Consider the following 25,786-nt stretch of genomic DNA (forward strand, 5'->3'; position numbering starts at 1 on the left):
CTTGTTAACACGTTAATTTACTACCGATGGGAAACAATGAGCAATTCTAAATCTTTTGGTGTTAAATTAAATTTATGGGCCATGTCTTTATTGGTTAACTGGCCTTGATAAAGATAAATGGCATTTCGTACGCCAGGTTTGTTCCAAATAACATTTAACAATCCACCTTGCTCCCCAATGTCCAACAAGATTGGTGCAAAAATGTTTGTCAAAGCATAGGTTGCAGTTCTCGCTACGCGGGAAGCAATGTTGGGAACACAATAGTGAATAACATCACCGATACGGAAAACAGGCTGATCGTGGTTCGTTATTCGGGATGTTTCGAAGCAGCCTCCCTGGTCGATGCTTACATCAATAAGTACAGAATTGGGTTTCATTCTAGAAACGGTCTCTTCTGTAATAATACAGGGACTTCTACCATTTGTGGCACGCATGGCTCCAATAACGACATCGCAAGATAATACAGCCTTCTGTAGAACGATAGGTTGGATAACAGAAGTAAATACTTTATTGCCCAAATTATTCTGCAATCGTCGTAACCTATATAACGAACTGTCAAATACTTTTACCTGCGCTCCCAGTGCGAGCGCAGTACGGGTGGCATATTCTCCTACCGTTCCAGCTCCGATAATAACAATTTCCGTAGGAGGTACACCGGTAACTCCTCCTAACATTAAACCCTTGCCATCAAAAACGTTGCTTAAATATTCGGCTGCTATTAAAATAGAAGTAGCACCCACGATTTCACTCATTGCCCGTACAACGGTCAATATATTGTCTTCATCACGTAGATATTCGTAGGATAGTGCTGTAATCTTTTTCTTCATCATGGCCTTTAAGTGCTCAAGACCAAGCAAAGAAGGTTGTTGACTGGAAAATAACACCTGTCCCGTTTTCATTAGTCCGATTTCTTCCAGTGTAGGTGCACTGATTTTTACAATGATATCACAGGCGTAAATTCGTTCTCTTTCATGAACAATAATTGCTCCCTGTTCACTATAGTGATGATCGAGAAAATTGGCACCATTGCCGGCTCCGGATTCCAGCATAATCTGATGGCCATTTTCTACTAGGAGTGCAACAGATAATGGGGTTAAGGCGATGCGATTTTCTTGAAAGCTCAACTCTTTTGGTATCCCAATCATCAGACTATTCTTCCGCTTACCGGTTTCAAGCATGGCCTCCTGTGGCTGCATCATGGCCTGACGGGCCAAGTTAGATAACTCAGTCATATCGTGTTCTCAATTACAGAAAAAAATCGGGTTAATTTACGAAAAAGTATTCATAAATGTAAGGCCAAATCTGTTAATCCACATGTCCAAGGCTTGGTTTTAGCTAGGCAGTAACCGTACCAACACCGATTTGTATTCCATTTAACACAGACTTTATAATTGGATAAATGGCTATTCAATCACCAAAAAAGTTGTTTGTGATAGTATCTAAGGGCTTCCCTAGGACGAGATAACCGGTAATCCTTTTTGTGCAATGACCTTACGGGTACCATTAGGTAGTAAAGAAATCCGGATGGAAGTCACGTCATCCGGAAGAAGATTGGGTATCTTTTCTGGCCATTCAATAAAACAGTAATTACCAGAGAAGAAGTAATCTTCATATCCTAAGTCTAGTGCTTCGTGCTCATACTTTAAACGGTAGCAATCAAAATGGTAGATTTTTCCCTTTGGATAGGTATATTCATTAACAATGGCAAATGTAGGGCTTGACGGTTGATCGTAAGTTTGCAGTTGTTGGCACAAAGCATTAATTAAGGTTGTTTTCCCGGCACCCATGGGGGCAAAAAAAAGTACTACCCGGTCATTACCGATAAAATGTAACAATTGTTCGGCAACTTCGGGTAGTTCAGTGATATGCGCTACAGTAATCGTCATGAAGCAAAGGTATGAGCATTTTTATTTTGTGCTATACGTAATGTACGGAATAATCACCTCTTCCAGTGAAATTCCTCCATGCTGAAAAGTTTCGTTAAAATAATTCACAAACTGATTGTAGTTGTTGGGGTATACAAAGTAGGTATCCTCTTTGGCAAAGATAAAGCTGGAACTTACATGAAGCTTAGGCAATTTTGCATCATGAGGGTTTTTAATATGGAAAACATCTTTGTCAATAAAATTGAGATTTTTTCCCTGCTTATAACGAAGGTTGCTGTTTGTGTTTCTGTCACCAATTACCTTGCTTGCATGTTTAACGCGTATAGTTCCATGATCTGTGGTAATGATTACCCGAACATTTTTTTGTGAGAGCCATTTCAGCGTGTCTAATAAGGGAGAGTGTTTGAACCACGAAAGGGTAAGTGAACGATAAGCTGCTTCATCATTTGCTAGTTCCCGGATCATGGCCATGTCTGTGCGGGCATGCGAGAGCATGTCTACAAAATTATACACTAAAACATTCAAGTCATTACCCATCAAATTGGCTAAATTTTCCGTAATGTCCCTTCCTTGTTCCAAGGTAAGAATTTTATGGTAGGTGAATTTGCAATCCTTTCTAAGCGTGCTTTTTATTTGTGCAGCGAGGAATTGCTCTTCATAGAGGTTTTTCCCGCCTTCATCCTCATCATTTTGCCAAAGTTCAGGGAAATGTTTTTCCATATCTAACGGCATCATGCCACTAAAAATGGCATTTCGGGCATATTGTGTTGCGGTGGGAAGAATGCTAAAGTACATCTCTTCCTGATCGACGCGATAGTAATTTCCGATAATATCGTTGATCACTTTCCATTGATCGTAACGTAGGTTATCAATGAGAAAGAAAAATGTTGGTCTATTGTCGAGTGTAGGAAAAACTTTTTTCTTAAATAACTGAGGTGATGTAATGGGGCCGCTTTCGGGATTCTTAACCCAATTTAGATAGTTTTTCTCTACAAATTTTGAAAACTGTGCATTAGCCTCTGCCTTTTGCATGGTTAAGATTTCGTGCATCCCTTCATCTTCCAATTTTTCTAGAGAAAGCTCCCAGTAAACGAGTTTCTTGTAAACATCGATCCATTCATTAAAATCGAGGTTGTCATTAAGCGTCATCCCTAAGGTTCGAAACTCCTGTTGATAGGCCATTGAAGTTTTTTCGCTAACCAATCGCTTGTTGTCGGTTAATTTTTTGATGGTTAACAAGATTTGCTTAGGATTCACTGGCTTAATGAGGTAGTCATCAATCTGTGAACCAATCGCGTCTTCCATTAGAAACTCTTCTTCATTTTTGGTAACCATGACCATTGGTACGGCCGGATTGATTCCTTTTAAAATACCTAATGTCTCCAATCCGGTAAGGCCCGGCATATTTTCATCTAAAAATACGAGGTCATAGAAGGAGTTTTTAAAAGCTTCAACAGCGTCATGGCCATTAGTAACTGTTTTAACAAAATAACCCTTTTCATTGAGAAGCATGATGTGCGGTTTTAATAGATCAATCTCATCATCAGCCCATAATATATTCGTTTCTTGCATAGTGCTTTTTTTAATCAAGTATCCAGACTTTTTTAGGTGTAAGTCATAAGTTCTTTAAGCGTTACACTTTAGGTTTTAAGCTAACTTAAAATTCGCTAGGTCTTATACCTTACACCCGATCACCTTATACTTAGAAGTACGAACTTACATAAATGTTTGAAGGCTTTCGTGATTTTTAACAAAAATTAACAGCGAAGTATGTTAAATCAAATTAGTTTTGATATTGAATTGATCAATGAATATCGTGTTGGCATCTATATTTTCATTTGGATAATTTATTTTTTACACGTGGCGACTCATACAGTTTTCATCAAAAAATAGCACTTTTGTGCTTTAAATTTTTTAATTTTTGAATAAAAAGAAAATCATTAACGATCCTGTTTATGGATTTGTATCCATACCGTCAGACCTCGTGTTTGATTTAATACAGCATCCTTATTTTCAGCGTCTTAGATATATTAAACAAGTGAGTTTAACCCACTTAGTATATCCTGGTGCATTACATACTCGGTTTCAGCATGCTTTGGGAGCGATGCACTTGATGTGCCTTGCGCTCGAAACACTTAAAAGTAAGGATATCACCATAAGTCTGGAAGAGGAGGAAGCGGCGATCATTGCTATACTTTTACACGATATAGGACATGGCCCATTTTCACATTCGTTAGAACATACGCTGGTACAGGGTGTATCACACGAGCATATTTCATCGTTAATTATGAAAGAAATAAATGACAGTTTTGGGGGAAGGTTGGCGATGGCGATAGAAATTTTTAAAGGCAGTTATCCTAAACGGTTTCTTCATCAATTGGTTGCCAGCCAATTGGATACGGATCGGATGGATTACCTTAATCGGGATAGTTTTTTTACGGGCGTTTCTGAAGGTGTGATTAGTTTTGACCGGATTATTAAAATGCTTCATGTAGCAAATAATGGCTTGGTTGTTGAACAAAAAGGAATTTATTCGATAGAAAAATTTTTAATTGCCAGAAGATTGATGTATTGGCAAGTTTATTTACATAAAACTGTACTCAGTGCCGAACAGCTATTGATCAAGATCTTACAACGGGCAAAAGAATTAGCCAATAAAGGGCAACATATCTTCGCTACCGCGGCATTGGCGCATTTTATCTATAATGAGGTGACGAAAGCTGACTTTTTGAAAGATAAGGAGCACTTAAAATGGTTTACCTTATTAGACGATACAGATATACTAGCGACCATAAAAATGGGGGTAAGACATGACGACGTTGTCTTATCTAAACTATGCGATCAATTTATGAGCAGGAAGTTATATCATGTTGAGTTGAGTAATGAGATGCCTGCGGAGAAACGGATTGAAGCAGTACGGGAGTGTGCGATACGACGTTTTGGCATTACAGCAGCAGAAGCACATTATTTTGTTTTTACGCTTGCGGTTGAAAATAGTGCTTATGACTTGAGTGAAGGGAATATTCACATTTTAATGAAAGATGGCACGATAAAGGATATTACAATGGCTTCGGATTTATCTAATCTTGAAATGTTGGCCAAAAAGGTCAAAAAATATATGATTGCCTATCCGAAAGAGTTGCATGAACTTCTTTCTGTACAAGATATTGATAGACAAAGGAATTAAAATTTGTTCATATAAATTTAACCTATAAATTTGCGCGATGCAATTTACTGCGAAACAAATTAGCGAAATCGTTAATGGTTCTATAGAAGGGAACGAGAATGTAGTGGTATCGAGGGTAGAGAAAATTGAAGAAGCTGGTAATGAAGGGTTAACCTTTCTGGCAAATCCAAAATATGAGAGCTATCTATATACTACAGGCGCTGCCATAGTCATCATAAATAACGATCAGGTGGTCGAAACGCCTATTAACCCTACCTTAATACGGGTTAAAAATGCGTATACGGCCATTACCTTGTTATTGGATCAATATAATAAATTTAGGTTCCATAAAACAGGAATTGAGGAACCGTCTTTTATCCATCCTTCCGTGGTGCTAGGTAAGGATGTTTATGTGGGGGCCTTTACCTATATCGGAGAAGGGGTGAAAATAGGCGATAATGTGCGTGTTTATCCTCAGGTTTATATTGGAGATCAAGTAACGATTGGAAGTGGTACGATTCTCTTCCCGGGTGTTAAAGTTTACCATGACTGCCTATTGGGCAAAAATGTAGTGATCCATTCAGGTGCGGTGATTGGTAGTGATGGTTTTGGTTTTGCTCCTCAAGAAGATGGTACCTATCGGAAAATTAGTCAGATTGGTAATGTGCTCATTGAAGACGATGTGGAAATCGGTGCGAATACAACCATTGATCGGGCTACCATGGGGCACACCATTATTAGGAAAGGGGTAAAGTTAGATAACTTGATTCAGTTGGCACATAATGTGGAGGTAGGGGAGCATTCGGTCATTGCTGCGCAAACGGGTATTTCTGGCAGTACAAAGATTGGAAAGCATGTGATTTTAGGCGGACAGGTAGGAGTTGTTGGTCACATTACGATTGCTGATGGTAGCCAAATTCAAGCCCAATCGGGTATTAATCGATCAATTGAAGACCCTGGGCTAAAATGGGCTGGTACACCGGCTAGTCAGTTTCAAAACCAAATGCGGACTCAGGTTGTGCTGCAGCGCTTGCCGGATTTGGAAAGACGTTTGGATCAATTGGAAAAATTGATAGCGCAATTAAAGGAAGAAAAAGGATCCTATTGATGGATTATTAACCAAACAGCTTAAAATTATTTAACAAATGAACGTTAAACAAAGGACATTAAATTCAGAAATTACCATTTCGGGGGTTGGTTTGCATACCGGTAAACATGCCACCTTAGTGTTTAAACCAGCACCTGAAAACCATGGATATAAGTTTAAGCGGATAGATTTAGAAGGACAACCCACTGTTGATGCAGATGTTGACAACGTGACGGATACGTCCCGAGGAACGACCATTACCCAAAATGGCGCCAGTGTAAGTACGGTTGAACATTTATTAGCTTCATTAGTAGGCATGGAAATCGATAACGTACTAATTGAGATCGATGGTCCGGAAGTTCCAATTATGGATGGAAGTGCTTTAGTTTACGTAGAGGCGATTGAGAAGGCGGGTTATAAAGATCAAGAGGCTGATCGGGAATATTATGAAATTCCACATAATATCCATTATACTGAGCCGGATCGCAAAGTGGAAATGGTTGCGATGCCCTTGGATGGCTATCGTTTTACCTGTATGATCGATTATAATTCACCGGTATTGGGTAGTCAGCACTCGGCCATTACCGGCATTAGTGAATTTAAGAAAGAAATTGCTTCTTCCAGAACCTTTTGTTTCTTGCATGAGTTGGAAATGCTTTTGGAGCACAACCTGATCAAGGGTGGTGATTTGAACAATGCTATTGTTGTGGTGGACAAGGATGTGAGCAAAGATGAATTAAAGCATTTAGCCAAACTTTTTAATCGGGAAGATATTGATGTTGCACGGGAAGGGATTTTAAACAATATTAAATTACGCCATCAAAATGAACCTGCGCGCCATAAATTGCTGGATATGATTGGTGATCTGGCGCTAGTTGGGAGACCATTAAAGGGGCATATCATGGCTGCCCGGCCAGGGCACGCGGCTAATGTTGCTTTTGCAAAAAAAATCAAAGCGCAGATTAACCGGGAGAAAAACAAGAAGTACGTACGGATTTATGATCCAAACATGACTCCTGTTTACGATACTGCCCAGATTATGAAGATCTTGCCACATAGACAGCCGATGTTGATGGTAGACAAGATCCTTGAATTGACCAAAACACACGTGGTTGGGCTGAAAAATGTCACTATGAATGAAGATATTTTCATGGGACACTTTCCGGGAGAACCGCTTTTCCCGGGTGTTTTACAAATTGAAGCAATGGCGCAGACAGGGGGTATTCTTGTTTTAAACACGGTTCCTGATCCGGAAAACTATATCACACTTTTCCTTAAGATTGAAAATGCTCGTTTTAAAGCACAGGTGAAGCCTGGGGATACCATTATTTTTCATTGTAATTTAATACAGCCCATCAGAAGAGGTATCGCCCAAATGAAAGGTATTGGAATGGTTGGCGAAAAAATTGTGGTAGAGGCAGAGCTAATGGCACAAATAGTGAAGGTAAAAGAAGCAAATAAAGGTTAATAAAATGATTCAACCATTAGCATATATCCATCCGCAGGCAAAAATTGCGGAAAATGTGGTCATCGAGCCTTTCGTAACCATCCATAAAAACGTGGAAATTGGTGAGGGAACATGGATTGGTTCAAACGTCGTGATCATGGATGGTGCCCGTATCGGGAAAAATTGCCGTATATTTCCGGGAGCAGTGATCAGTGGTATTCCTCAAGATCTGAAATTTGCGGGTGAGGAAACTACAGCTGAAATTGGCAATAACACCACCATTAGGGAATGTGTAACGATTAATAGAGGAACCAAAGATCGATGGCGTACAGTTGTAGGGAATAATTGCCTTATTCAGGCGTATAGTCATATTGCGCACGACTGCTACGTTGGAAATAACTGTATTTTTTCCAATAGTAGTACGCTTGCAGGTCATATAACCGTTGGCGATTATGTCGTTTTAGCAGGGATGGTTGCGGTGCATCAGTTTTGTCATATTGGTTCGCATGCTTTTGTGGCAGGAGGATCATTAGTGCGTAAGGATGTACCTCCTTTTGTTAAGGCTGCTAGAGAACCCCTTTCTTATGTCGGAATTAATTCTGTCGGTTTAAGAAGGCGTGGTTTTTCTTCCGAACAAATTAACGAGATTCAAGATATTTATCGAACCATGTTCGTTAAAAACAATAATTTAACGAAGGCATTGGATATTATTGAAACCGAGTGCCAACCTACGGAAATTCGGGATGAAATTTTGGACTTTATTCGAAACTCCAATCGAGGAGTAATGAAAGGTTTCGGTCAGGGTAAAGTAGTCTTGTAACGTGCATTTTACGCTTTAAAGCTGTTAACATGCTGGAAATTGTACTGGAAGATATTGGAAGACGCTTTAATCGTGATTGGATTTTTAGAGGAATAAACTGCCGTTTTGTTCAGGGAAACAGTTATGCCATTTTGGGCGCCAATGGATCAGGTAAGTCAACTTTACTTCAAATTATTCTCTCCAGTTTAAGTCCCTCGGAAGGACAAATCAATTACCTCCAAGAAGGGAGGTTATTGGAGATTGCCGACTTTTTTTCCTATGTATCATTAGCTGCTCCTTATCAAGAATTAATCGAAGAATTCACGCTGGTCGAACTGCTCGAATTCCATTTCTCGTTTAAGCGAATAATCGATGATATGGACTTGAAAAAACTGCTATCTCTTTTGGGATTGGAACAGTCTGCGCATAAGGAAATCCGTTATTTTTCCTCAGGGATGAAACAACGTACGAAATTGGCCATGGCATGTTGTGCAGCAACGCCAGTGGTATTGTTAGACGAGCCAACGTCCAATTTGGATGTAAAAGGGATCGACTGGTATCACCAGCTTATTCAGCAATTCGGAGCAAACAAGCTGCTCATCATTTGCTCCAATCAAGCGCATGAATATGATTTTTGCCAACATCAGCTGATGATTGAAGGGTATAAATAAGGCTTTAGGCTGTAAGCTATAAGCTTTAGGCTTTAAGTAATGAGTTGCTAAGCTAATTGACAACTGTCACGACTCCACTACTATCACTATTCATTTCATTATCCCATTGGCTAATCATCAAATTGGCTAATGAACAACTATTGCATATAAAAGCAAATTTATCTAAGTTTGGCGCACCAAAGTTGAATATTAAAAAAATTGAATTATGTCAAAGGCTTCAGAGGTAAAATCGGGCAATATATTGCGATTTAATGGTGAATTGGTTTCTGTTGAAGAATATATCCATAGAACTCCCGGTAATTTGCGCGCTTTTTATCAGGCTAAAATGCGTAACGTTCGGACAGGAAAGCTAGTTGAATATCGTTTTCGTACTGATGAAGAGGTTGAAATTGCTCGTGTAGAGACGAACGATTATCAATATTTATACGATGAAGGCGATTTCTTTGTGGTTATGGATAACGTTTCCTTTGAGCAATTTAATATTCCTAAACCACTGTTTGGCGATTCGGCAAGATTCTTAAAAGAAGGGATGAATGTATTGGTTGCTTTTGAAAGTGAAGAGCCCATTATGGCCCAAATGCCTACGACGGTTGAATTAGAAATTACGTACACCGAACCTGCGGTAAAAGGAGATACGTCTACTAATGCACTAAAAAATGCTACAGTCGAAACTGGAGTAGAAGTTCGCGTTCCGTTGTTTATTAATCAAGGAGATAAGGTAAAAGTAGATACCCGAACCGGCGACTATATCGAACGTGTAAAATAGCTTTCTTTCGTCACACGAGTGTACTCTTCCCGAGTGCTCCGGATTGGAATGGCAATTCACTAGGGTAGCGGATGAAGAAAAGGTAGCGGCGGATTTTAGACGCTTACTATTTTTACCACGGTTAGATTATTTTCAATGGATGTTTACGAAAGCGGAATGTAGGTTAAGGTTTAAAACAATGCGTGATGGATTGTCCAAAGATCAATACGTACGCTTTAATCGATCGCTTTTAGATGAAGCGAAAAAAATACCCTTGGTCGGTGTAAATTGTATTCACTTATTTTTACCAATCGTGGAGCAAAAGGAGCCCAATACCTTTTTGATCATTGAATATTTAACCGCCACCTATCCAGCAATAAAAATAGTTGTTCCGCGAAGTGATGTACAAAGCAATTTGCTCACTCATCATGTATTCGGCCATCATCAGGAATTAGTACGGAATAAATGGGGCATCTTAGAACCTCATGAGGCAACTGAGCCAGTGGAGGAACATATGATTGACCTTATTTTTTTACCCTTATTAGCCTTCGATCAGCAAGGGAATAGGGTGGGTTACGGTAAAGGTTATTACGACCGCTTTTTGAACGCTTGTAAACCAGATGTACAAAAAATTGGCCTTTCTTTATTTGGGCCTGTCGATCAGATAGCGGATGTGGAGCCGCACGATGTCCCTTTAGATAAATGTATTACACCTGAAAAAACCTGGGTGTTTTAATACGGCCTTAGCCAAAAATATCGTTTAAAAGACCAGCTAATCGAATACCTCCTTTAAGGAGCTGTGTATTAAGGGTTTCTAGATGATCGAAATTATAACGGTAACTTAATTGTTCTTTCGGTTGTATTTCCTTGTACAACGATTCGGTGACTTGATAAGATTCGAAGAGCCAATGCTCCAATGAACTATGTTGCCAGTCGGCATATTGCTGTTTTGTAGTAAAATCAATAGCTTGGGCGTATTCCGTATAGCTCAATTGTTGAAAATCGATCAGCTGCTCATCCCAAATACGATGCAAATTCGTTGCTTGTTTAAACCAATAAAGTTTTATGGTATTACCTCCAAGATCTTCAGGCCTACCGGTATGCATCGGTTGATGGATATCACCCACAATATGGATTAATAATCGAAGATATTGAATTTGCTTGTTGTGATCGAGTGATTGACGATGTTTTAATTGGTCGATTAATAGCAGTAACTTATTATACGCATTGGCCACCGTATCTTGATGGAGTTGTTGCGCGAGCTGTTCAAACGTTAAGCCGCTTTTAAAGTTGACATAATGCCAACTGTTTAAGTATTGGTAAGTAGGATCTGATTTTATGAAGTCAGCCCAATTGGCAGCCATCGCTAATGATTCATGACCTAAAATTTGCTGGATGTTTTTTCTAGCTTTCTTGCTTAAGTGATGATCGGCCACTTCGGCAACAACCCGGTGTCCTGTTAGGCCCCACGCAAAGCTAGTGGAATAGGAAAAGCAATAAAAGATGATTGCGGTGAAGAGAAAAGTGAATTGCTGTTTCATGCAACAAAGATAGTTTATATGTTGTAAGTTTTATATTATCAAATGGTAAAGTGAGTTTGTCAACTTGTTAACTTGGAAGAGGTGACAGTGTTACTTCCTATTTCCCTATTTCCTACTTCCTATTACCAACTATACTATAAATTCTTATCTTTGCAAGCAAACCAAAATATTAAATAATGAGCGTTGAAAGAGGCCCAATATCGCAATTTATTGAAAAGAATTACCTGCATTTTAACGCTGCGTCACTGATAGACGCTGCGAAGGGTTATGAAGCGCACCTAGATGCAGGTGGCAAAATGATGATTACCTTGGCAGGTGCCATGAGTACCGCTGAACTGGGAATTTCTTTGGCCGAAATGATTAGGCAAGATAAGGTTTCTATTATTAGTTGTACAGGAGCCAACCTAGAGGAAGATATCATGAATTTGGTAGCACATTCTCACTATAAAAGGGTTCCACATTATAGAGACCTAAGCCCGCAAGATGAGTGGGATTTACTCGAAAATCACTATAATCGGGTAACCGACACTTGTATACCTGAAGAAGAAGCCTTTAGACGATTGCAACAGCACATCCATAAAATTTGGAAAGATGCTGAAACTGCTGGAGAGCGTTATTTTCCACACGAGTACATGTATAAAATGTTGAATAGTGGAGTTCTGGAACAATATTATGAAATCGATCCAAAGCATTCGTGGATGCTTGCTGCTGCGGAGAAAAATTTGCCTATTGTCGTTCCGGGTTGGGAAGACAGTACGATGGGGAATATCTTTGCTTCTTATGTAATTAAAGAAGAATTGAAAGCCACTACGATGAAGAGTGGTATTGAATATATGGCTTATTTGGCAGATTGGTATATCCATAACAGCGGAGGGAAGGGGATCGGATTTTTTCAGATCGGTGGTGGAATCGCAGGCGATTTTCCAATTTGTGTCGTGCCAATGTTGTACCAAGATATGGAAATGGAAGACATTCCTTTTTGGAGTTATTTCTGTCAGATCTCTGATTCGACCACCTCTTATGGTTCTTATTCTGGCGCTGTCCCTAATGAGAAGATTACTTGGGGTAAATTAGATATCCATACACCAAAATTTATTGTTGAATCAGATGCAACCATTGTAGCGCCATTGATTTTTGCTTGGATCCTAAAGCAGTAGGCGGACGGAATTTGCGGCTAGCTGTTAAGATACAGACGGTAAGCAATAATCATAAAACAAGGAAGGTACATGCGGGAGTTAAAACAACAAAAGCTATCAAACAAAAAGATAGCTTTTGTTGTTTTGCACAAAATAAGCGACTGTTTAATGGGAATGAGTTGACGCCTGAATGAAAAGCGCCTACATGTGAAATAAATGCTTAAGTAAGCTTTTTGATAGCGTATAGATATGGATATAGTCATCACAGACCCTACGATTATAAACCAGCTATGAAGTACAAGAATAGAACTTTTTTTACTTAAAATTAAAGTATAAAAATATAGTTCGATATTTCAAAATATTTCCGGTTCAAACCGTTGATGCCTCGAATACCAATTTTAAGAAAAACCGCTCGTAAAAAAGAAATAGGAGCGATTTACAACAATTTAGAATCATTATAAATTGATAATTAAAGTCACGAAATTGTCACTGATATCTTAATAAGTTATACTTTTGTGCTCAAGTTTTAGGGGTGTATGCCCGGTGCATTCCAAAGCTGAATAGGTTACATTCAAATAAAATAGTATAAAGCTCTCAATATGAGAAACATCTCGTTACTTTTTAGAAGTGTTGTAAAGTCCTTGATCTTAGTTTCGATGCTAAGTATGGCAGCTGTGTCTGCCCGTGCGCAGGACGTTAAAGAAGGGGAATCGCTGTTTAAGCAGAAATGTGTTTCGTGCCACGCCATCAATAAAGATGTGATTGGACCGGCCTTAAAAGATGTGAGCAAAAGGCATGAAGAAGCATGGTTGCTGAAATGGATTAAGAATTCTCAAGCGTTGGTTGCTGCGGGCGATAAGACAGCGGTTGATCTTTTTGAAGGTCATAATAAGACCGTTATGACGGCTTTTCCGGATTTGTCGGATGATAATATCAAAAGCATTCTGGCTTATATTGATGAAGCTTCCAATGCGCCGGCGGATACCCAACAACCTGGGGCTGCTACAGCTGCGGGAGGAAACGAAGACGTAAGTAATTTTATGTTGTTCGGGCTAATTGCGGTTATCGTCATTGCCTTTATCGTTATTGTTGTTCTTAATCGTGTGATTCGTACACTTGAGCGGATCATTTTAAACAAGAACATCATTATTGAAGAGGAAGAAGAAACAGAAGGTAAAGATTATCTCGGAACCGTTAAAAAATTAGCGAAGAATAAGAAGTTGTTGTTTTTCTTTATTCTCGGACTGTTGGTTTTCCTAGGGTCTGCAGGTTGGAACACCTTATGGAATGTTGGTGTGCATCAAGGATATAAGCCTGTACAGCCGATTAAGTTTTCCCATCAATTACACGCTGGGGTCAATAAGATTGAATGTCAATATTGTCACTCAGGGGCATTTAAATCAAAAAATGCATCTATTCCTTCAGCTAACGTGTGTATGAATTGCCATAAGGCAATTACGGCTAGTGAGCATTATAATGGCGAAACTTCTCCAGAAATCCAGAAGATTTATGATGCTTTGGATTGGGATGGACAGAAATACGGTCCTAACCAACGTCCGATTCAATGGGTAAGAATTCATAACCTCCCTGATTTTGCTTACTTCAACCACTCACAGCACGTTTCTGTTGCCGGTGTAGAATGTCAACGGTGCCATGGTCCTATTGAATCCATGGAAGAGGTTTATCAATATTCACCTTTAACGATGAAATGGTGTGTTACCTGTCACCGTGAGACAGAAGTAAATAGTAAGGGAAATGCTTACTATGATCAGTTGATTGCTGCTCATGAGAAATTGAAGAAGGGCGACAAGATCACTGCTGCTTCCTTAGGAGGTTTGGAATGTGGTAAATGTCATTATTAATAGAAATTTGAGAATACGCATCTTAATATATAATAGCTTAAATGGATAGCAACAAGAAATATTGGAAAGGCATAGAAGAACTGGAACAAACACCTGCTTTTGTGAAAAATAGCAAAAGTGAGTTCGCAGAATCCCTTCCTCTAGAGAACGTATTAAACGAAGCCGGTTTAAGTACAAAAACTCCACGTCGCGACTTTTTAAAAGCGTTAGGATTTGGTTTAGGCGCAGTTTCTTTAGCGGCTTGCCAAAGTACACCGGTACATAAATCAATACCTTACTTAATAAAACCCGAGGAGGTAACCCCTGGAGTTCCAAATTACTATGCTTCAAGTTACAAAGGACAAAGTGTCTTGGTGAAAACGCGTGAAGGTAGGCCGATTTTAATTGAGGCAAATCCTGCGGCAAAAGGGCTGAATTGTGGAACGGATGCTGCTACTCAAGCTTCTGTTCTAGACCTTTACGACATGTCTAAGTTGAAAGGACCGAAAATAAAGGGTAAAGAGGTTGATTGGGAAGAGGTCGATCAACAAGTGATTGCAGCACTTAACGCGGCCAACGCTTCTGGAAAGGGAATTCGTATTATCTCATCGACCATTAATAGTCCGTCAGCTTTAGCGGTTATTGCGGGCTTTACCGAAAAATATCCTACAACGAAATTGGTACAGGTAGACGCGGTTTCGTATGCGGGTTTGATTAAGGCAAATGAGGCAAATTTTGGAAAGGCAGTTATTCCGCATTATCGTTTTGATAAAGCCGAAGTTATTGTTAGCGTAGATGCTGACTTCCTTGGAACATGGCTGGCTAGCGAAGAATATACACAGCAATTCATTTCCAATAGAGATTATAAATCCTTGGAAAAGGGAAAGATGTCTCGCCTAATTCAATTTGAAACAGGCTTGAGCTTAACCGGATCTAATGCAGATGCCCGCATAGCTGTAAAGTTATCGGAGCAGGGTCCTGTATTGATCTCGCTTTACAATGCGATAACAGGCCAAACACTGCCGGGAGGGGTCAAGAATGCTAAAGTAGAAAAGGCAATTGCATTGGCCTCAAAAGAACTTTTAAAAGCTAAGGGGAAGGCGTTAGTGGTAGCCGGAACGAATGATGTTGCGATTCAGTCGTTAACAAACGCCATTAATGTGGCGCTTGGAAGCTATGGCACGACTATAGATTTAGATAATGAATCTTATCAGTATAAGGGAAATGATACAGACTTTGCGGATTTCATCAAGGAAGCAAAGGCTGGAAGCATAGGGCTTGCCTTCTTTTTAGATGCAAATCCTGCTTATGAGTTCTATGATAATAAAGGGTTTAAAGAGGCGTTAACAAAAGTTCCATTTAAACTATCCTTTTCGGATCGTGAAGATGAAACCGCTTTATTAACAGATATCATTGCACCCAATCATAATTATTTGGAGTCTTGGGGCGATGCTAATGCTCTTAAAGGCTATTATACGATTGTTCAGCCTACGATTAACCCTGTATTTAACACTCGTCAGGCGGAACAAAGCTTTTTGGTTTGGACGGGTAGCGATGTAAACTACCATGATTTTGTGAAAAGTTATTGGGAACAGCATATTCTGGCCGGTACGGAGCGTACTTGGGAAGATGTCTTGCAAAATGGCTTTGAGTATAAAGGAGAGTTACCCGCAGGTGTATATACCTATGCTGGGGATGTAACAAATTATGCAGCGGATGTTGTCAATTTTAGCAAAACGCTAGCAAAAGATGTTGAAGTGCAATTGTACCAAAGTGTAGCACTTCGTGATGGAAAGCAAGGCAATAATGCTTATTTACATGAATTGCCAGATCCGATTTCTAAGGTAACATGGGACAATTATGTGGCGATTTCGCCGAACTATGCTAAGACCTTGAATTTAGGAGAGAACAGTGTGGTAAAAGTAACCGATGATAATGGTTATTCCATAGAATTGCCGGTACTCTTACAACCGGGACAAGCGCAAGGAACCGTTTCTATTGCTTTGGGCTATGGCCGTACAAATGCAGGAAAAGCAGGGAATGGCGTAGGTAAGAATGCCTATCCTTTTGTAAAGTTTGCTAATGGTACCTTGCGGTTTGCTACTACTGCTAAATTGGACAAAGTTGCAGATACTTATGAATTGGCGCAAACACAAACCCATCATACTATTGAAGGGCGTAATATTATTCGCGAAACCACTTTCAAAGATTATTTAAAAGATCCTTCGCATGGCAGCGGTAAGGATAAAAAGCATGAAGGCTATGATCTTTGGAATAAGTATGAGTCGCCAGGCCATAAATGGGTGATGGCAGTAGACTTAAATGCTTGTACAGGTTGTGGTTCTTGTATTGTTGCTTGTAATATTGAAAATAACATACCGGTTGTAGGGCGAGATGAAGTGCGTAGACGTAGAGAGATGCATTGGATGCGCGTTGACCGTTATTATAGTTTTGAAAGTAAAGATGGCGAGCAGGTTACGGAAGAGAAAGAGTTGAATAGGCTTCAGGGAGAAGATGAAACATTATGGGACAATGTTAGCGTTGTTCACCAACCCATGATGTGCCAGCACTGCGATCATGCTCCATGCGAGACGGTTTGTCCGGTATTAGCAACCGTTCACTCTTCTGAAGGATTGAACCACATGGCTTACAACCGTTGCTTTGGTACACGGTATTGTGCGAATAACTGTCCGTATAAAGTTCGTCGCTTTAACTGGTTTAACTATTGGAATGATTCTCGTTTTGATAATTATCTCAATAATGAATTTACTCAATTGGTATTAAATCCAGATGTTACTTCTCGTTCGCGTGGGGTAATGGAAAAATGCTCAATGTGTATCCAGCGTATCCAAGCGGGTAAGTTGAAGGCAAAATTGGAAAAACGGCCATTAAAAGATGGTGATATTACGTTGGCTTGTGGTAATGCCTGTTCAGCGAATGCCATTATCTTTGGCGATTTGAATGATCCGAATTCCGAAGTTTCAAAGGCTTTGAAGAGCGAGCGCGTTTATTATGTGCTTGAGGAGCTTAATGTACAGCCAAACATTGGATATATGACTAAGGTTAGGAATAGTTTAGAAGCTTAATCCGTTTAATTGATCTGAAAGAAAAAATAAGAATATGTCATCGCATAACGAATCAATAATTAGAGAACCTTTAGTTACCGGTAAGAATATTACCTATGCAAAGGTAACTGACGATATTCTCGTACCTGTAGAAAATAAACCCAACCGAGCATGGTGGATTGGTTTTACCATGGCGGCACTTGGGGCTATGCTATGGGTTTTTAGTGTAAGCTATACGTTTTGGACAGGTATTGGCGCTTGGGGCCTTAACAAGACTGTCGGTTGGGCTTGGGATATCACCGATTTCGTGTGGTGGGTAGGTATTGGTCACGCAGGGACCCTAATTTCTGCGGTGCTCTTACTTTTCCGTCAGAATTGGCGTAATTCCATTAACCGTTCAGCGGAAGCGATGACGATTTTTGCCGTTATCTGTGCGGCAACTTACGTAGTGGCGCATATGGGGCGGCCTTGGTTAGCCTATTGGATTTTCCCATTACCCAATCAGTTTGGCTCTCTATGGGTAAATTTTAACTCACCGTTGGTTTGGGATGCTTTCGCGATTTCTACTTATTTTACAGTTTCTCTAGTGTTCTGGTATACCGGATTACTTCCAGATATTGCAACAGTACGGGATAGGGCTACAGGTTTACGAAGAAGAATTTATTCTGTCTTATCGTTTGGATGGACAGGAAATGTGAAAACGTGGCAACGTTTTGAGATTGTATCTTTGATTTTGGCTGGTATATCCACTCCTTTGGTACTCTCGGTACACACCATTGTATCCATGGACTTTGCTACTTCATTAATTCCGGGATGGCATACCACCATATTCCCACCTTATTTTGTGGCCGGAGCTATCTTTTCTGGTTTTGCCATGGTGCAAACGCTATTGCTCATCGCACGAAAGGTGCTCAATTTTGAGAATTATATTACCATGTTCCACATAGAATCCATGAATAAAATTATCATGACTACTGGTTCTATTGTAGGTGTGGCTTACCTAACGGAGTTGTTTATCGCATGGTATTCAGGAAGTGAATACGAAATGGCAGCCTTTGCGAATCGTATTGCTGGGCCTTATTGGTGGGCTTACTGGTCGATGATGACCTGTAATGTGATTTCGCCTCAGCTATTTTGGTTCAAGAAAATCCGAACCAGCATCCCTATTTCTTGGGTCCTTTCAATTGTGGTTAATATTGGGATGTGGTTTGAACGTTTTGTGATCATTGTCACTTCTTTGCACCGCGATTTTCTTCCTTCTAGTTGGGCAATGTTTTATCCCACCTGGACGGATGTTGGGGTATTTGTGGGATCTATTGGTTTGTTTTTTACCTTATTCTTATTGTTCCTTCGAGTATTACCTGGTATAGCGATTGCAGAAGTGAAATTGCTGCTTCATTCGGCTAGCTATCAGCAGAAACTTAAGCTGGTTAAAGAAGGGCATCTAAATCCTGAACAAGTGAAATTCTATCAAGAATCATTGACAAAATACGACAGTGTTAGTGAAGAAGAGATTAAAGAATTAGCAAAATAAAGCAATGAGTGATACAAAATATATTTTAGGGCATTTTGAACATCCAGACGATTTAATGGATGGCATAGATAAGTTACAAAAAAGTAACGTTTCTATCTATGATGTATATACGCCGATGCCGATACATGGCATTGAGGCTAAATTGGGTATTCCTAGATCCCGACTACCTATCGTTGCTTTCCTATGTGGTATCACGGGTACAATTTCAGGTATCAGTTTATTATACTATACGTTACATAAGGATTGGCCTATGAATATTGGTGGTAAGCCAACGCTACCGATGCCGGATTTCGTTCCGATAACTTTTGAGCTTACCATCCTGTTTTGTGCATTAGGTATGGTTGCTACGTTTTATTTTAGAAGCCATTTGTTTCCTGGTAGAGCACCAAGGGTGATGGACCTTCGCGCAACGAATGATCGCTTTGTCGTGGCTATTGATGCTAGGGTGAATACTGATCATGAAAAAATTGACAGCTTATTAAAGGATGCAGGTGCAGTAGAGGTATTGCACAATAAAAGGAAATATGTTAGCTATGAATAAAACTAAACTGTTCGGAACAGCATGTTTTGCGGTTGCTTTTGCAGCGTTGATTTCGGCTTGTGGAGATCATACGACCCGGAGTACAGGGTGGGAATTCTCTAGGAACATGTATGATCCGGTAGGAAATAACAATCCCGACCAGCCCAATAAGAATTTTAAGAACGGGCAGACTGCTCAAATACCACCAGCCGGGACAACTCCTGTTGGATTTGAACGGTTTGATTATCCCAACACGCTGGAAGGCTATGAGGCCGCTGGAGCTAATGTGCATAATCCTTTGGCCCAAACAGATCAGAATTTAAAAGAAGGGCAACATCTATTTCAGGCTTTTTGTTCACCTTGTCATGGAACGGATGGGCGTGGTGATGGTCCGATAACAAAAGATCGTGAAATTACCGATTCAAGAGGCACTCGTAAGCTTGAGAATTTTCCTGGCGTTCCATCTTATACCAAATCAGACGGTATAAGTTCTTCGAGGGGTGGTTTAATGAGTGATTTAACAGATGGAAAAATTTACCATACGATAACGTATGGCGTGAACTTGATGGGTTCGCATGCTTCTCAGTTATCGCCTGAAGAGCGCTGGAAAGTGGTGATGTATGTTCATGAATTGCAAAAACAATAACGGTATAAAATAGTATAGATCAAATGGGAACTCATAGTCACACGACATATAATTTTGACGAGCGCTTTGAATTTGCCGGCAAGGCTAAAACATGGAGCTTGGCTGCTATTATATTAGGAATTATTGCTATCGCTGCAGGTTTCTTTTTAGAAGGCGGCGAGCGAATGTTCGCTAATTTATTATTAATGGGATATTATGTTACTTGTGTTTGTGCGGCCGGAGCATGTTTTATCGCGTTGCAACTGGTAGCACAGGCCGGATGGTCTGCAGGAATCTTGCGGATACCACAGGCTATGGCCAGCACTTTACCGGTAGCTGCGATTATATTAATCATTATTATAGCATCTGGTATGGCAGGGCATAATCTGTATCATCACTGGCATGCAGATGGGATTACCGATCCAAATAGTCCGCATTACGATGCACTAATTGCTGGAAAGTCTGCATTTCTTAATGTACCGGCTTTCTTTACCCGCGAGGTGGTTTTTTTAGGTGCATATAGCATTCTAGGAGCATTCATTGCCCGGTTTTCGTATAACGAAGATTTAGATGGAAGCTTAAATGGATATAAAAAGGCGTTTAAATTCTCGGCTATATTTTTGGTGGTTTTTGGTTTCAGTTCTCCGATATGGATTTTTGATACCATCATGTCTTTAGAGGCGCATTGGTTTTCCACCATGTTTGGTTGGTATAATTTTGCCGCTTTGTTTGTTAGTGGTCTGTGTGTAATAACCTTAATCACCATTTTGCTAAAGCGCGCAGGACATTTGGAATGGGTAAATGAAAATCACTTACACGATTTAGGCAACTTGATTTTTGGGTTCTCTATTTTTTGGACCTATGTATGGTTTGCTCAATTTATGTTGATTTGGTATGCGAATATGCCGGAGGAGACAGTATATTTTTATAAAAGGTGGGAACCTGAGTACAAACCTTGGTTTTGGTTAACAATAATCATTAACTTTGTAGCTCCCGTATTGATTTTAATCGATCGCGATGTGAAGAGGAAAGAGAATAAGATGTTATTTGTTTGTATTCTTCTCCTTTGTGGCCACTGGTTAGATTATTACATGATGATAATGCCAGGTACCGTTGGTGTTCATAGGGGATTTGGTTTGAGTGAGATAGGTTCGATCTTATGCTTTAGCGGTTTATTTACCTTTCTAGTTTTAAAGAATTTAAGTAAACACGCCCTGGCTCCAAAACACCACCCATTCTTAGAAGAGAGTCTACACCATCAAATATAGGCTGCAAGCATAGGCAAGTGAAGCAGCGATTGAAAATACGAATAACTGTTAATATTGAAATGAGATATAGAAAGTACGTTAATTTTAAGGCGATTTTCGGCTTTGTAATGGCTACCTTACTGTTGTTGCAGCTTTCAGCCTTTGCGCAAGATACGACAGCAACGGATACCAACGCAACAACCGCTCCGGCGGGAACCGCTCAAAAGGATTCTTCCAGCACTACTACGGATTCTGCCGGTAGTACTACCGTCGTAGATACTACGGCTACAGTAGCCGCGAGCGCACCTGCAGCAGCGAGTCCAGCAACAGATGCTGTTCAGGCCGCGCAAGAACCTGCTAAACAGTTGGATCCACAGGTTTATAAGAACTTTTTCTATTACGTTTTATTATTCTTTTTAATCTGCGTAGTAGTAGGTATTATCGGAAAGATTATTCGCGTTTATGAGCTTACCCGTGAAATGCAGGGTAAAAAAATAGGCATTAACTGGAATAAAGTTAATGGTACTTTGTTTTTGGTGGCATTATTTTTAGGATTGTATGGTGCCTATTGGTCGTTCGCTAATCATGGTAGTGCAGCTTGGCGTGAAGCGGCTTCTGTACATGGTGAACGTATCGATGCCATGTTTATTACAACAACGGTCATCACAACGATCGTCTTTGTATTAACACATATCATGCTTTTCGGATTTTCATTTACGTATAAAAGTACTGGAAAAAGAAAGGCTTATTTCTATCCACATAATAATACCTTAGAGAAGGTTTGGACAATCATACCGGCTATTGTTTTGACGATCTTAGTTTTATTCGGCTTTTTCACTTGGCGTAGTATTATGAATGTACCAGATGATGTTGCAGCTAATTCTCTTCAAGTAGAAGTTACTGGAGAGCAATTCGCCTGGACCGTTCGTTACGGTGGCAGAGATAATAAAATTGGGCATCGAAGCATTCAACTAACGACACCTCTAAATGGCTTAGGGATAGATTTCAATGATAAGAGTGCTTGGGATGATGTTTTGGGATCTGAAATTGTCTTACCTGTTGGTAAACCAGTTAGATTTACGATCAATTCCAAGGATATTTTGCACAGCTTTTATATGCCCGATTTTCGGGTGCAAATAAATGCCGTGCCCGGTATGGCTACTCATTTCCAAATGACACCACGCTTTACTACTGCTGAAATGCGTGAAAAACTAAATAACCCAGAATTTAATTATGTATTGTTATGTAATAAAATCTGTGGTGGTGGTCACTATAATATGCAAAAGAACGTAAGAGTCGTTACAGAAGCAGAATATAAAGAATGGTTGGCTACGCAAAGTTTCTTCTTTACCGATGATCTTAAAAAGGAGTTTAAGGCGAATCAGCGTGCGCGTAATAATCATCAGGAAGAAAATAAACAATTGGCGTTAAACTAGTAAATATATAGCATAAAATTATGTCAAGTACAGCAATTCCATATGCGGGCGATCACGATCATGATGCTCATGGACATCATCATGAAACGTTTTTGACTAAATACATTTTTAGTCAGGATCACAAGATGATTGCTAAGCAATTTTTGATTACAGGTATTATCATGGCCTTTTTTGCCATGTTTTTATCTATCTTATTCCGTTTACAGTTGGCTTGGCCTGAAAAGGATTTCCCGATATTGGAAACTTTTTTAGGAAAATGGGCTGCAGACGGTAGAATCAAGCCTGAATTTTTCCTTGCCTTAGTAACGATACATGGTACCATTATGGTTTTCTTTGTATTGACTGCGGGCTTGAGTGGAACCTTTGCTAATTTGCTGATTCCTTTACAGATCGGCGCACGGGATATGGCCTCTCCCTTTATGAATATGTTATCCTATTGGTTTTTCTTTTTAGCCTGTATAATCATGATCAGTTCTTTCTTTGTGGAAAGCGGTCCGGCGAGTGCTGGGTGGACCATCTATCCTCCTCTTTCTGCTTTGCCCCAAGCAATTCCTGGATCAGGGACTGGTATGACCCTTTGGCTAGCCAGTATGGTGCTTTTTATAGCCTCTCAGGTAATGGGTGGGATTAATTACATTAGTACAGTGTTGAATATGCGTACAAAGGGGATGAGCTTATGGCGTATGCCGCTTCCCATTTGGGCATTATTTTTAACGGCCATCACAGGATTATTATCTTTCCCCGTCTTGGTGTCGGCCGTTGTGCTACTCATCTTTGATAGAAGTATGGGAACTAGCTTTTACCTTTCTGATATCATTATTGGTGGAAAGATTTTGCCAAACGAAGGTGGAAGTCCCATCTTATTCCAACACTTATTCTGGTTCTTAGGACACCCAGAAGTTTACATTGTCGTTATGCCCGCGTTAGGCTTGACCTCTGAGGTTATATCGACTAATTCTCGTAAGCCTATTTTCGGATATCATGCCATGGTTTACTCCCTAATCGGTATTACAGTACTATCGTTTATCGTTTGGGGGCACCACATGTTTGTGACAGGAATGAATCCTTTCTTAGGTGGTGTATTTATGATTACTACTTTGATTATTGCAGTACCATCAGCTGTAAAGGTATTTAACTATTTGGCGACGCTCTGGCGTGGTAATCTGCGGTTTACTCCGGCCATGTTATTCGCCATCGGGATGGTTTCGTTCTTCATTTCTGGTGGATTAACCGGTATTTTCTTAGGAAATTCATCGCTCGATATCAATTTGCATGATACTTATTTTGTCGTTGCCCACTTCCACTTGGTAATGGGATCAGCTTCAATATTTGGGATGCTTTGCGGTGTTTATCACTGGTACCCTAAGATGTTCGGACGGTTAATGAATGATAAATTGGCTTACTTACATTTTTGGATGACCTTTATTGGGGCTTACCTTGTGTTTTTCCCAATGCACTTTATGGGAATAGATGGTGTTCCGAGAAGGTATTATTCATTTACTAGTTTTCCATTTATGCAACAATGGTTAACCGTAAATATCTTTGTTACTTGGGCTGCAATTATTGCCGGTTTAGGACAGGTTGCCTTTTTAGTCAATTTCTTCTATTCGATGAAATTTGGTAAGAAGGCTACACAAAACCCTTGGGATTCGAATACCTTGGAGTGGACTACTCCTGTGAAACATATACATGGTAACTGGCCTGGCGAGTTACCTACAGTATATCGTTGGCCGTATGACTATAGTAAGCCTGGCCACGATGAAGATTTTATACCGCAAACCGTTCCATTCTCGGAAACAATGAGTTCTAATCTGCCGCATGACTTCGAAGGAGATACACAAGCCGAGAAAATTCAGCGCGATTGGGAAAAAGAGAATGGTATTGAAAGAGTATTAAATCATTAGTGCTTTAAATAAAAGGGGTATTGATTGCTGGCAGATGCTCGCATCATATCCCATTTTTATATAGAATAAATTGAGTGTCTATTTACCCGGTGAAAGGAGATTTGTAGTAGTAAATCAAATTACTATTGTATGCCTCTTTTTATTGATACTTGCTGGAGGCGTTGTAAGAAGCACCGGCTCGGGGATGGGGTGTCCGGATTGGCCAAAGTGTTTTGGTCAGTATGTGCCACCTACAGATAAGTCTCAATTACCTAAAGGGTATGAGCAACAGTACATTGACAATCGGGCAAAGAAGAATGAGCGATTCGCGAAGACATTGGATCTTTTCGGCTTTGGCAAGTTGGCCAACGAGTTACGGAGTGATCAAAGTATTTTGCAGCATGAACCATTTAATGCGGCTAAGACGTGGACGGAGTATATCAATAGATTGGTGGGAGCTATTACAGGAGTTTTTCTTTTACTGTGTTTAGTTTTTTCAACAGCATTTCTAAAGAGCAAAAAACGTATTTTTTTCTTTAGTTTGCTGAATTTGATTATGGTGTTCTTCCAAGCATGGCTTGGTTCGATCGTCGTTTCAACGAACCTATTGGCGTGGGTAATTACAGTGCATATGTTATTGGCCTTAGTTATTCTATCCATTTCTATTTATACGTATTTCCAAGCCAAGGTATTAAGAGATAGTAGCCTATTGATTAATCGAGGAGGAAGCTGGGTGAAATGGTTGGCCGTTTTTATACTTGGATTGCTAATTTTACAAGTAATACTTGGTACAACAGTTAGGGAGGAGATTGATTTTATAGCAACCGCAACGTTAGATCGTTGGAAATGGATTGGACAGCTCAGTGCATATTTCAATTGGCATAGAGATTTAGCCGTTGGCGTCTTTATATTGAGCTTAATCCTTTTCTTTAGGGTTAGAACGCGTTATGCACAAAGGAGTATCCAAAGTAAAATGGCAAACCTATTGGTGGTTTTATTAGTGCTGCAATTGGGAGCTGGCTTTTTATTAGCTTATTTTGGAGTACCGGCTTATGCACAAACAGTTCATTTAGTTTTAGCGAGTCTGCTATTTGGTACCCAATTCTACTTGATGCTGTTATTAGGGAAAACGAGTGAATATATAGGGCAGTAAATTG

Annotated in this window: 21 protein-coding genes; 17 read left to right on the forward strand and 4 right to left on the reverse strand. The window is 39.9% G+C overall.

The window, feature by feature from the left end; all coding sequences use genetic code 11:
• Positions 1–20 precede the first annotated feature (20 nt).
• The 3 genes from ABD930_RS04565 to porX all read right to left on the reverse strand — a co-directional run bounded on the left by ABD930_RS04565 (position 21) and on the right by porX (position 3,458).
• Positions 21–1,232 (reverse strand): alanine dehydrogenase, encoded by a 1,212-nt coding sequence (locus tag ABD930_RS04565; RefSeq protein WP_345230518.1) that lies wholly within the window; start codon positions 1,230–1,232, stop codon positions 21–23.
• Positions 1,233–1,451: 219 nt separating this feature from the next.
• Positions 1,452–1,886 carry a tRNA (adenosine(37)-N6)-threonylcarbamoyltransferase complex ATPase subunit type 1 TsaE gene (gene tsaE, locus ABD930_RS04570; protein ID WP_345230519.1) on the reverse strand — a complete coding sequence of 145 codons (435 nt, stop codon included), beginning with the start codon at positions 1,884–1,886 and terminating at the stop codon, positions 1,452–1,454.
• 21 nt (positions 1,887–1,907) lie between these two features.
• Positions 1,908–3,458: a T9SS response regulator signal transducer PorX gene (porX, locus tag ABD930_RS04575; RefSeq protein WP_345230520.1), complete on the reverse strand. Its 1,551-nt coding sequence runs from the start codon at positions 3,456–3,458 to the stop codon at positions 1,908–1,910.
• A 349-nt stretch (positions 3,459–3,807) separates the two neighbouring features.
• Between porX and ABD930_RS04580 the strand changes: the two genes are divergently transcribed.
• The 7 genes from ABD930_RS04580 to ABD930_RS04610 all read left to right on the forward strand — a co-directional run bounded on the left by ABD930_RS04580 (position 3,808) and on the right by ABD930_RS04610 (position 10,537).
• The gene (locus ABD930_RS04580) at positions 3,808–5,073 is read left to right on the forward strand and encodes an HD domain-containing protein (RefSeq protein ID WP_345230521.1); all 1,266 of its coding nucleotides are present in this window, start codon (positions 3,808–3,810) and stop codon (positions 5,071–5,073) included.
• A gap of 37 nt (positions 5,074–5,110) precedes the next feature.
• Positions 5,111–6,160 (forward strand): UDP-3-O-(3-hydroxymyristoyl)glucosamine N-acyltransferase, encoded by a 1,050-nt coding sequence (gene lpxD / locus ABD930_RS04585; protein ID WP_345230522.1) that lies wholly within the window; start codon positions 5,111–5,113, stop codon positions 6,158–6,160.
• Between the two features lie 37 nt (positions 6,161–6,197).
• Positions 6,198–7,607, forward strand: coding sequence for a bifunctional UDP-3-O-[3-hydroxymyristoyl] N-acetylglucosamine deacetylase/3-hydroxyacyl-ACP dehydratase (locus ABD930_RS04590; RefSeq protein ID WP_345230523.1), 1,410 nt, complete (start codon positions 6,198–6,200; stop codon positions 7,605–7,607).
• 4 nt (positions 7,608–7,611) lie between these two features.
• Entirely contained in the window at positions 7,612–8,406 is a 795-nt protein-coding gene (lpxA, locus tag ABD930_RS04595; protein ID WP_345230524.1) for an acyl-ACP--UDP-N-acetylglucosamine O-acyltransferase, read from the forward strand.
• A gap of 29 nt (positions 8,407–8,435) precedes the next feature.
• Positions 8,436–9,056 (forward strand): ABC transporter ATP-binding protein, encoded by a 621-nt coding sequence (locus tag ABD930_RS04600; RefSeq protein ID WP_345230525.1) that lies wholly within the window; start codon positions 8,436–8,438, stop codon positions 9,054–9,056.
• Between the two features lie 205 nt (positions 9,057–9,261).
• The gene (gene efp / locus ABD930_RS04605; RefSeq protein WP_345230526.1) at positions 9,262–9,822 is read left to right on the forward strand and encodes an elongation factor P; all 561 of its coding nucleotides are present in this window, start codon (positions 9,262–9,264) and stop codon (positions 9,820–9,822) included.
• Positions 9,823–9,961: 139 nt separating this feature from the next.
• Positions 9,962–10,537, forward strand: a complete 576-nt coding sequence (locus ABD930_RS04610; protein WP_345230813.1) for a 5-formyltetrahydrofolate cyclo-ligase — start codon at positions 9,962–9,964, stop codon at positions 10,535–10,537.
• Between the two features lie 7 nt (positions 10,538–10,544).
• Here ABD930_RS04610 and ABD930_RS04615 read toward each other — a convergent pair whose 3' ends face one another.
• Positions 10,545–11,342: a S1/P1 nuclease gene (locus ABD930_RS04615; RefSeq protein WP_345230527.1), complete on the reverse strand. Its 798-nt coding sequence runs from the start codon at positions 11,340–11,342 to the stop codon at positions 10,545–10,547.
• A gap of 176 nt (positions 11,343–11,518) precedes the next feature.
• Between ABD930_RS04615 and ABD930_RS04620 the strand changes: the two genes are divergently transcribed.
• From ABD930_RS04620 to ABD930_RS04665, 10 genes are all read left to right on the forward strand, one after another.
• The gene (locus tag ABD930_RS04620) at positions 11,519–12,499 is read left to right on the forward strand and encodes a deoxyhypusine synthase family protein (protein WP_345230528.1); all 981 of its coding nucleotides are present in this window, start codon (positions 11,519–11,521) and stop codon (positions 12,497–12,499) included.
• A gap of 578 nt (positions 12,500–13,077) precedes the next feature.
• The gene (locus ABD930_RS04625; protein ID WP_345230529.1) at positions 13,078–14,340 is read left to right on the forward strand and encodes a cytochrome c3 family protein; all 1,263 of its coding nucleotides are present in this window, start codon (positions 13,078–13,080) and stop codon (positions 14,338–14,340) included.
• 41 nt (positions 14,341–14,381) lie between these two features.
• Positions 14,382–17,405 (forward strand): TAT-variant-translocated molybdopterin oxidoreductase, encoded by a 3,024-nt coding sequence (locus ABD930_RS04630; protein ID WP_345230530.1) that lies wholly within the window; start codon positions 14,382–14,384, stop codon positions 17,403–17,405.
• A gap of 34 nt (positions 17,406–17,439) precedes the next feature.
• Positions 17,440–18,918, forward strand: coding sequence for an NrfD/PsrC family molybdoenzyme membrane anchor subunit (gene nrfD, locus ABD930_RS04635; protein ID WP_345230531.1), 1,479 nt, complete (start codon positions 17,440–17,442; stop codon positions 18,916–18,918).
• Positions 18,919–18,922: 4 nt separating this feature from the next.
• Positions 18,923–19,459 (forward strand): DUF3341 domain-containing protein, encoded by a 537-nt coding sequence (locus ABD930_RS04640; protein WP_345230532.1) that lies wholly within the window; start codon positions 18,923–18,925, stop codon positions 19,457–19,459.
• Positions 19,443–20,084, forward strand: a complete 642-nt coding sequence (locus ABD930_RS04645) for a c-type cytochrome (protein WP_345230533.1) — start codon at positions 19,443–19,445, stop codon at positions 20,082–20,084. Before ABD930_RS04640 ends, ABD930_RS04645 begins: the two co-directional genes overlap by 17 nt.
• Positions 20,085–20,107: 23 nt before the next feature.
• On the forward strand, positions 20,108–21,331 hold the full coding sequence (locus ABD930_RS04650) for a quinol:cytochrome C oxidoreductase (RefSeq protein ID WP_345230534.1): 1,224 nt from the start codon (positions 20,108–20,110) through the stop codon (positions 21,329–21,331).
• Positions 21,332–21,390: 59 nt separating this feature from the next.
• On the forward strand, positions 21,391–22,746 hold the full coding sequence (locus ABD930_RS04655; RefSeq protein WP_345230535.1) for a cytochrome c oxidase subunit II: 1,356 nt from the start codon (positions 21,391–21,393) through the stop codon (positions 22,744–22,746).
• Between the two features lie 20 nt (positions 22,747–22,766).
• Positions 22,767–24,650 carry a cytochrome c oxidase subunit I gene (locus ABD930_RS04660; RefSeq protein WP_345230536.1) on the forward strand — a complete coding sequence of 628 codons (1,884 nt, stop codon included), beginning with the start codon at positions 22,767–22,769 and terminating at the stop codon, positions 24,648–24,650.
• 70 nt (positions 24,651–24,720) lie between these two features.
• Positions 24,721–25,782, forward strand: a complete 1,062-nt coding sequence (locus ABD930_RS04665; protein ID WP_345230537.1) for a COX15/CtaA family protein — start codon at positions 24,721–24,723, stop codon at positions 25,780–25,782.
• Positions 25,783–25,786: the final 4 nt, after the last annotated feature.

This window comes from Olivibacter ginsenosidimutans (genome assembly GCF_039542865.1).
Lineage (GTDB): Bacteria > Bacteroidota > Bacteroidia > Sphingobacteriales > Sphingobacteriaceae > Olivibacter > Olivibacter ginsenosidimutans.